An 8351-nucleotide genomic window follows, 5' to 3' on the forward strand; every position below is an offset into this window, starting at 1 on the left:
ATTGTAAGGTGGGGGCGGGGGGAACGCATCCGTATGGGTCCTATACAAGGGGTGTCAGGGGCCTGCCTTAGGGACGAGTAGCGAGGGCGCAAGTGCGATAGTCCGCCGCATCCAGTGGCACGAGGAACGCGTCGCACCTATGAAGCTGGCCCATGCGGTCGGTTTTGGCGCCCTCGCTACTCGCCCCTCCTCTCTGCAAAGCCCCACGCAAAGACGACAGCAAATACTTTCGCTTCCGCATGGTGATCCGCGCGCAACATGTCAAGCGCGTGCGTCATTCTTGCCCCTGCCCCCCTGCGCGCCCTATCATCCGAATGTTCCAGGCACGCCGGATCCCCATGATCGTGCTTCGACCAGCTGCCGCCGGCCTGCCGTGCGTGACGATGTGGCTCAAGCCTAATCGTGCACTCAGTCGCCGCGACCTGCGTCGCTTGATCGGGGTATTGGCGGCGCTGGCGTTGACGACGGCCGGGGTGGGTGCGTGGCAGGGGAATGTCTTTGCTCCGTTATTCGCTCTGCTGGAGTCTTCTGCGGTGGCATTCGCGCTGGGCGTAGCCTGGCGAGCCGGTGACCGTAGCGAACGCATCACCCTCGACGAAGCGTCGCTGGAGGTGCGTGCGCTGCCAGGCCGGCGCAGTATGCGATTCCAGCCGTATTGGGTTCGCGTGCAGCTGAAGCCGGGCCGGGGAGGGCATCGTCTATGGCTGACGTCGCACGGTCGTGCGTTGGAAATCGGGGCTTTCCTGGCTGACGAGGAACGCGTCGAGCTGTCGAAGAAACTCATGGTGCTGCTGGCCGACCTCAACAGCCAGTCGCGCAGGTAGGTTCAACAAAGGGTGTAAAGCATGACATCTGGCGGCATCAGGCCTGGGGTTTTCAAGCGAACGGTAACGGCATGGGCGACTCTCGCCCTGGCGATGTTCTGCGGCATGGCCCAGGCCAACCCGGAGCCCGGTCAGCTCAACATGACTCGCGGCGTCTCCGAATGGTCTCCCGAGGCGTATTTCCTCAATAACGTCGCGCTCGGGGTGTGCGTCGTTATCGGTATCCTGGTGTTCGGTGCGATGTTCATCGCCATGTTCCGTTTCCGCAAATCGCGCGGCGCGGTGGCGGAGAAGTGGACGCACAACACCCATCTGGAAATCGTCTGGACCACCATCCCGGTGATTATCCTGATCGTGTTGGCCTACCTGGCCACCAACGGTCTGAAGACCTTCGCCGATACCACCGGCTCGCAGATGACCGTCAAGGTCACCGGCTTCCAGTGGAAGTGGCGTTACGACTATGTCGATTACATGGGCAAGTCGATCGACAAGGTCGGCTTCATGTCCAAGCTCGACCGCGAAAGCGACGAGACCCGCCAGCTGGGTTCGGGCATGGATCCGAACGCGGTCAAGGTGGACGGTTACAACACCTACCTGCTCAATGTCGATGAGCCGCTGGTGGTGCCGGTGAACACCAAGATCCGCTTCGTGATTACCGCTGGCGACGTGATCCACTCCTGGTGGGTGCCCGCGCTGGGCTGGAAGATGGATGCCATCCCAGGCATCGTCAACGCGGCCTGGACCAACATCAAGGAGCCGGGTGTCTACCGCGGCCAGTGCGCCGAGCTGTGCGGTCAGGACCACGGCTTCATGCCGATCGTGGTCAAGGCCGTGCCGAAGGCCGAGTTCGAGCAGTGGCTGGCGGCCAAGCAGGCCGCGGCGAATCCGCCGGCTCCGCCTGCGGCACCCGCCAGCGCGTCGACGGCCGCCGCGCCGAAGACCGCGCAGGTCGCCGCTCCGGCCGCCGCCGTTCCGCAGGGCTGAGCCGCTTTACAGCGCTCGCTTCCACACTCGAGATTCGATTCGTATTAGGTAGAGGTGCAAGGCCATGGCCCACGAAGCCGCCCACGACCACCACGACGATCATCATGGCGCACCGAAGAATTTCTTCGTGCGCTGGTGCATGTCCACCAATCACAAGGACATCGGTACGCTGTACCTGGTGTTCTCGCTGCTGATGTTCTTCATCGGCGGCAGTTTCGCGATGGTGATCCGCGCGGAACTGTTCAAGCCCGGCATGCAGCTGGTGCAGCCGTACTTCTTCAACGAAATGACCACGATGCATGCGCTGGTCATGATCTTCGGCGCGGTGATGCCGGCCTTCGTCGGCCTGGGCAACTGGATGATCCCGCTGATGGTCGGTGCGCCGGATATGGCGCTGCCGCGCATGAACAACCTGTCGTTCTGGATCCTGCCGTTCGCCTTCGCGCTGCTGCTGTCCACCTTGTTCATGCCGGGCGGCGGCCCCGCCGGCGGCTGGACCATGTATCCGCCGCTGTCGTTGCAGGGCGCTTCGACCGCCTACGTGGTGTTCGCGGTGCACTTGATGGGTATCAGCTCGATCATGGGTGCGATCAACATCATCGCGACCATCCTCAACATGCGCGCGCCGGGCATGGATCTGTTGAAGATGCCGGTGTTCGTATGGAGCTGGCTGATCACCGCCTTCCTGCTGATCGCGGTGATGCCGGTGCTGGCCGGTGCGGTGACGATGCTGCTGACCGACAAGTACTTCGGCACCAGCTTCTTCAATGCCGCCGGCGGCGGTGACCCGGTACTGTTCCAGCACATCTTCTGGTTCTTCGGTCATCCCGAGGTCTACATCATGATCCTGCCGGCCTTCGGCCTGGTCTCGGAGATCATTCCCACCTTCGCGCGCAAGCCGATCTTCGGCTACAAGGCGATGGTGTTCGCGATCGCTTCGATCGCGTTCCTGTCGTTCATCGTCTGGGCGCACCACATGTTCGCGGTGGGCCTGCCCCTGGGTGGCGAAATCTTCTTCATGTACGCCACCATGCTGATCGCGGTGCCGACGGGCGTGAAGGTCTTCAACTGGGTCAGCACCATGTGGGGCGGCTCGATGACCTTCGAGACGCCGATGCTGTTCGCGGTGGCCTTCGTGATCCTGTTCACCATCGGCGGCTTCTCCGGCCTGATGCTGGCGCTGGCACCGGCGGACTTCCAGTATCACGACACCTACTTCGTGGTGGCGCACTTCCACTACGTGCTGGTGACCGGCGCGATTTTCGCGATCATTGCCTCGGTGTACTACTGGCTGCCGAAGTGGACCGGCCACATGTACAGCGAGTTCTGGGGCAAGGTGCACTTCTGGAACTCGGTAGTGTGGGTGAACGTGCTGTTCTTCCCGCAGCACTTCCTGGGCCTCGCCGGTATGCCGCGCCGTATCCCGGATTACAACGTCGCCTTTGCCAACTTCAACATGGTCAGCTCGATCGGCGGCTTCCTGTTCGGCGCCTCGCAGCTGATCTTCCTGGGCGTGCTGGTTCATGCGGTGTGGTTCTCCAAGAAGAAGGCCACCGACCGCGTCTGGGAAGGCGCCAAGGGCCTGGAGTGGACCGTGCCGTCGCCGGCGCCGTACCACACCTTCGAAGTGCCGCCGGTGGTGCACGATTCGGAGCTGGCGCACGGTCACGTCGACGATTGATTCGTTTTCGAGCTGGGCCTGCGGCCACGGTCGCAGGCCAAGACATGAGGTACCGGTAACTTGAGCAACCCGAGCAGGCAAGAGGATCCGATGGAAGCCACACGCAACCGCAACGCCAAGCGCACCGCCTTGATCGTGGCGGTTATCGCGGTCGCGATCTTCCTGCTCTCGATCCTGCAGATGGTGCGGTTCAAGTAAAAGCAGTTCCCCGCGAAGGCGCGGGGCGGTTACGTACACAAGAGACATCCACGGGGTCCCACCATGGGTCATCAGCAAGGCGCTTATTTCGTACCGACCAAGAGCTACTGGCCGATCGTGGCCGCGGTCGTGATGTTCGTCACCGTGCTCGGTGCCGCGCACTGGCTGAACGCGCCGCCTGGCGAAGCCGGTTTCGGCCGTTCGCTCCTGAGTGTGGGCGTGCTGGGCATCTTGTTGATGTTCTTCGGCTGGTTCCACTCGGTAATCAAGGAATCGCTGGCCGGCAGTTACAACGCCCAGGTCGATCGCTCGTTCCGCATGGGCATGATGTGGTTCATCTTCTCCGAAGTGATGTTCTTTGCCGCCTTCTTCGGCGCGCTGTTCTATGCCCGTGCCATCTCGGTGCCGTGGCTGGGCGGCGAAGGTCACGGCGTGCTGACCCATCAGTTCCTGTGGAGCAATTACACGGCGGCCTGGGGTGCGGGCGGCGGTGGCGGTCCGGAAGGGATCGGCGGTCGTTTCTCGACCATCGGCCCGTGGGGCCTGCCGTTGCTCAACACGCTGATCCTGCTGACCTCCAGCGTGACGATCACCATTGCCCATCACGCGCTCAATTCCGGTCATCGCGGTCGCATCCTGCTGTTCCTGGGCTTGACCGTGCTGCTTGGCGCGACGTTCCTGAACTTCCAGGCGCACGAGTACATGGAGGCCTACAAGGAGCTCAACCTGACCCTGGGTAGCGGCGTCTACGGTTCGACCTTCTTCATGCTGACCGGTTTTCACGGCCTGCATGTGACCCTGGGCACGATCATGCTGGCGGTGATCTGGTTCCGCGTGGCGCGCGGTCATTTCAACAAGGAACACCAGTTCGGTTTCGAAGCGGTGGCCTGGTACTGGCACTTCGTGGACGTGGTATGGCTCGGCCTGTTCATGTTCGTCTATATTCTTTGAGGGGCGCCTTACGCGCTCCGCCCAACAAAAAACCCGCCGTCTGGCGGGTTTTTTGTTGGGCAGCGAGGTCGCTCGCTACGTTCGCTGTGAGGAGAAAGAGCCGAGCATTCCTCCTCACAGGGAGCGTAAGCGACCGGCCTCGCAGGCGGCTCCGCCGCAGACCTCACTGAGCCGCATAGCAGCCCGACTAACCCCAGAGAACCAATTGTCGCGCTCGAGGCGCGTTCCCCATGCTCCCGCTACAATCACTGGCCGACGTCATGCGGATGAAGCCAGCCCATCCAGACGCCGAAGACGACCATCAGGATCAGCACGATGGACAGACCGATACGGCGCGTCAGCGCCCAGACGGTCCGTTTGCTGCCGTCCTTGTCGGTCATCATGAAAAACAGGGCCTGGCCGAGATTGAACAGAACCACCACCAACATGACCACCAGCGCGCACTTGTAGACGGTTTCCACGTGATTGTTCCGAGCGGATTTGACAACGCGAGTATAGCGGTCACGCAGGGATGCAACGCGTGAGCGGCTGGCGTCGTCCGCGTTGGTGGGCTGTGCTGCTGACCGTGGCCGGATGCCTTGTTTTTCTGCGGCTTGGCGTGTGGCAATTGCATCGCGCAGACGAAAAGGACGAACTTCTGCGGCGGTATGCCGCATCGGCGCAAGCACCCCTGAGCAACTTCGCGGATGTGGCCGAAACGCCGCCCGCACAGGCATTTCCGCGTGTGCGAGTGCAAGGTAGTTATCGCGCCGATCGTGTCTATCTGCTCGACAACCCCAAGCACGATAGGCGCGGTGGCGTGGAAGTCTATGTACCGTTCGTGTTGCGAAGCAGCAATACGCTGCTATTGGTCGACCTCGGCTTCCTGCCCGGTAATGGATCGGAGCAGGCGCCACAGCTGCCGTCGCTGCCCACGGGCGAGCAGAGCTTGCAAGGTCTTTATCTGCCGCCGCCGGGCGTCGGTTTCGCCATGGGCGGCGATGCGCTGGCAACGCAGGCGCATTGGCCCAAGACCACGATCTATCTGGACCTCAAGCAGGTGCAGCGCGACCTGGGCCAGGCGCTTTATCCGCGCGTACTGGCGCTCGATGCCGATCCCGCATCGATCTACATGCGCGAGCACACGCTGGATTTCTCCTCGATGCCACCGGCGCGGCACCGCGCCTATGCCTTCCAATGGTTCACATTCGCCGTCGTGGCTGTCGCGATCTTCGCCGTGCTGCATCGGCGCCGTAAACCGAAGAAAACGGATCACGCATGATTAACCAAGCACCGCCCGGGCTGCGTGCCAGTCGCCTCAAGCTGCTGCTGATCGTCGGCGTCTTCATGGCGCCGATCCTGATCGCCAGCCTCCTTACGTTCAGCGGCTGGCAACCGTCGGCGAAGGGCAACGGTTTGCCGATCTCGCCCCAACGCAATTTCGAACAGGAACAGCTGCGCATCGATCTGGATCAAGGCGGTCAATGGGTATGGCGCGGCGCCGAGCCGAAGCTGACCCTGCTGGTGCTCGCCGGCCCGGATTGCGCGACACACTGCCTGGATACCCTCACGCGTATTGCCTGGGCTCGCATCACGCTCAACCAGAACGCCAAGCGCCTGCGCCTGTTGTACGTAGGTGCTCCGCCGACGGGAGACGCGCGCAAGGCGCTGGATAACTACTGGCAGGTCGGACGCGATGTGGACGGCAAACTGGCCGGCTTTGCGCCGCAATCGCCCGACAGCGTCAGCGCGGTACTGGTCGAATCCAACGGCACGGCACTGTCGCTGTATCCTGCCGGCTTCGATCCGATCGGTCTGCACAAAGATCTGCAAAAGGTGATTCGCTGATGTCAGTCCGCTCCGTGAAAATCCTGCGTGGCCTTGCCTTGCTCGCGGCGGTGTTCGCATTTGGCGTGGTGATGTTCGGTGCGTTCGTGCGCTTGTCCAATGCCGGCCTGTCCTGCCCGGATTGGCCGACGTGCTACGGCCAGGTGACGTGGCCGGAGCATCAGCACGAGATCGCGCAGGCCAACCAGGCCTTCCCCGATCGCCCGTTCGAGACGCACAAGGCCTGGCGCGAGCAGGTGCATCGCTTTCTCGCCGGTACCTTGGGCACGCTGGTTCTGGCGCTGGCGTTGATTGCTTGCTGGCGTACACGTTGGGCGCGTATTGCGGTGATTCTCGGTGCCGTGTTCGCGGCGAGCGGCACGATCCTGTACATCCGTGGCGAGCACCTTTGGTCGACCGTGCTTTCGCTGTTCGCCATTGCTTTGCCGCTGGTCGCGGCGATCGGCCTGCGCAAGCCGGGTGCGTGGCGCATCAGTGTGCTGGCGCTTGCGGTGATTATCTTCCAGGCGATGCTCGGTATGTGGACAGTGACCTTACTGCTCAAGCCGATCGTGGTGATGGGACATCTGCTCGGCGGTATCGGCACGTTCGCCTTGTTGGCCTATGCGGCGCTGCGCTATGCCGGCGTGGGCGCGTACGACGATGGCTACGCGGCACTGCGGCGCCTGGTGGCGATCGGGATCGTGTTGCTGATTGGGCAGATTGCGCTAGGTGGTTGGACGTCGGCGAATTACGCCGCGCTTGCCTGCGGCACCGATTTCCCGACATGCCTGGGGCAGTGGGCGCCGCCGACCGATTTCAAGGAAGCTTTCGTGCTCTGGCGCGGCATCGGCGTGAACTACGAAGGCGGTGTGCTCGACATGGCTGCACGCAGTGCGATCCAGATCGCTCATCGCATCGGTGCGCTGGTGGTGTTCTGCTATCTGGCCTTCCTTGCGGTGCGTGTTTCGCGGCGTGGGCTGCGCGCCTTTGGATTGACCATCGCCGTGGTGTTGGTCGCGCAGGTCCTGCTGGGTATCAGCAACGTGCATTTCGGCTTGCCGCTGCCGGTGGCGACGTTGCACAACGGCATGGCCGCCTTATTATTGTTTGTCTTGTTAGCGACGTTGGCGCGCACGCAGCGACGCCATGACGAAGCGGTGTTCGCGGATCTGGGGGTACGCCGATGAGCGGGCAGTTCGGCGAATACCTGCAATTGACCAAACCGCGTGTCGTCGCGCTGCTGGTGTTCTGCGCGGTCATCGGTATGTTCCTGGCGGTACCGGGCGTGCCACCCTGGCGCAGCCTCGTGTTCGGTACGCTCGGTATCTGGCTGGCCTCGGCCTCGGCGGCGGCATTCAATCACCTTATCGATCAACGTATCGACAAGCTGATGGCGCGCACGGCGCATCGTCCGCTCGCTACCGGTCATCTTGCGCCGTCGCAGGTGTTGAGCTTCGCGCTTGCGCTTGGTGTGCTGTCGATGCTGGTGCTGGTGTTCCTGGTCAATCCGCTGACCGCTTTGCTGACGTTCGGCGGGCTGATCGGTTACGCCGTGATCTATACCGCTTATCTGAAGCGGGCGACGCCGCAAAACATCGTGATTGGCGGTTTGGCGGGTGCGATTCCGCCGGTGCTCGGTTGGACCGCGGTGACCGGTGCGCTGCACCCGTTTGCCTTGCAGCTGTGTCTGATTATCTTCGTATGGACGCCGCCGCATTTCTGGGCGCTGGCGATCTTCCGTCGCGACGATTACGCACGCGCGCAAGTGCCGATGCTGCCGGTAACGCACGGTGTGGTCTACACGCGCTGGCACGTGCTGTTCTATACGATCCTACTGGTGCTGGTGACCTTGCTGCCGGCGCTGACCGGTTATAGCGGGCTGGTCTACCTGGGCGGTGCGGCGG

Annotated in this window: 9 protein-coding genes; 8 read left to right on the forward strand and 1 reads right to left on the reverse strand. The window is 62.6% G+C overall.

Annotation, left to right across the window (positions count from 1 at the left end; all coding sequences use genetic code 11):
* Positions 1 to 338: 338 nt before the first annotated feature.
* The 4 genes from VIM98_RS02985 to VIM98_RS03000 all read left to right on the forward strand — a co-directional run bounded on the left by VIM98_RS02985 (position 339) and on the right by VIM98_RS03000 (position 4638).
* Positions 339 to 824 carry a DUF2244 domain-containing protein gene (locus VIM98_RS02985; protein ID WP_331991606.1) on the forward strand — a complete coding sequence of 162 codons (486 nt, stop codon included), beginning with the start codon at positions 339 to 341 and terminating at the stop codon, positions 822 to 824.
* 21 nt (positions 825 to 845) lie between these two features.
* Positions 846 to 1808: a cytochrome c oxidase subunit II gene (gene coxB / locus VIM98_RS02990; protein WP_414650181.1), complete on the forward strand. Its 963-nt coding sequence runs from the start codon at positions 846 to 848 to the stop codon at positions 1806 to 1808.
* Positions 1809 to 1872: 64 nt separating this feature from the next.
* Positions 1873 to 3489, forward strand: a complete 1617-nt coding sequence (ctaD, locus tag VIM98_RS02995; RefSeq protein ID WP_331991607.1) for a cytochrome c oxidase subunit I — start codon at positions 1873 to 1875, stop codon at positions 3487 to 3489.
* A 261-nt stretch (positions 3490 to 3750) separates the two neighbouring features.
* Positions 3751 to 4638: a cytochrome c oxidase subunit 3 gene (locus VIM98_RS03000; RefSeq protein ID WP_331991608.1), complete on the forward strand. Its 888-nt coding sequence runs from the start codon at positions 3751 to 3753 to the stop codon at positions 4636 to 4638.
* 245 nt (positions 4639 to 4883) lie between these two features.
* Here VIM98_RS03000 and VIM98_RS03005 read toward each other — a convergent pair whose 3' ends face one another.
* Positions 4884 to 5099, reverse strand: coding sequence for a twin transmembrane helix small protein (locus VIM98_RS03005; protein WP_331991609.1), 216 nt, complete (start codon positions 5097 to 5099; stop codon positions 4884 to 4886).
* A gap of 59 nt (positions 5100 to 5158) precedes the next feature.
* Between VIM98_RS03005 and VIM98_RS03010 the strand changes: the two genes are divergently transcribed.
* The 4 genes from VIM98_RS03010 to cyoE all read left to right on the forward strand — a co-directional run.
* Positions 5159 to 5899, forward strand: a complete 741-nt coding sequence (locus VIM98_RS03010) for an SURF1 family protein (RefSeq protein WP_331991610.1) — start codon at positions 5159 to 5161, stop codon at positions 5897 to 5899.
* Positions 5896 to 6465 (forward strand): hypothetical protein, encoded by a 570-nt coding sequence (locus tag VIM98_RS03015; RefSeq protein WP_331991611.1) that lies wholly within the window; start codon positions 5896 to 5898, stop codon positions 6463 to 6465. Before VIM98_RS03010 ends, VIM98_RS03015 begins: the two co-directional genes overlap by 4 nt.
* On the forward strand, positions 6465 to 7634 hold the full coding sequence (locus VIM98_RS03020) for a COX15/CtaA family protein (protein WP_331991612.1): 1170 nt from the start codon (positions 6465 to 6467) through the stop codon (positions 7632 to 7634). The genes VIM98_RS03015 and VIM98_RS03020 overlap by 1 nt, the downstream gene beginning before the upstream one ends.
* Positions 7631 to 8351: heme o synthase (gene cyoE / locus VIM98_RS03025; RefSeq protein WP_331991613.1), on the forward strand; the 721-nt coding region annotated here is incomplete at its 3' end. The genes VIM98_RS03020 and cyoE, both read left to right, overlap by 4 nt.

Origin of the sequence: Dyella sp. (genome assembly GCF_036568765.1) — a bacterium.
GTDB lineage: Bacteria > Pseudomonadota > Gammaproteobacteria > Xanthomonadales > Rhodanobacteraceae > GSA-30.

Excerpts from the sequence above, each read along its gene's own strand:
- VIM98_RS03020 (WP_331991612.1), top strand. The coding sequence starts at position 6,465 with ATGTCAGTCCGCTCCGTGAAAATCCTGCGTGGCCTTGCCTTGCTCGCG.
- coxB (WP_414650181.1), top strand. The coding sequence starts at position 846 with ATGACATCTGGCGGCATCAGGCCTGGGGTTTTCAAGCGAACGGTAACG.
- VIM98_RS02985 (WP_331991606.1), top strand. The coding sequence starts at position 339 with ATGATCGTGCTTCGACCAGCTGCCGCCGGCCTGCCGTGCGTGACGATG.
- VIM98_RS03000 (WP_331991608.1), top strand. The coding sequence starts at position 3,751 with ATGGGTCATCAGCAAGGCGCTTATTTCGTACCGACCAAGAGCTACTGG.
- ctaD (WP_331991607.1), top strand. The coding sequence starts at position 1,873 with ATGGCCCACGAAGCCGCCCACGACCACCACGACGATCATCATGGCGCA.
- VIM98_RS03015 (WP_331991611.1), top strand. The coding sequence starts at position 5,896 with ATGATTAACCAAGCACCGCCCGGGCTGCGTGCCAGTCGCCTCAAGCTG.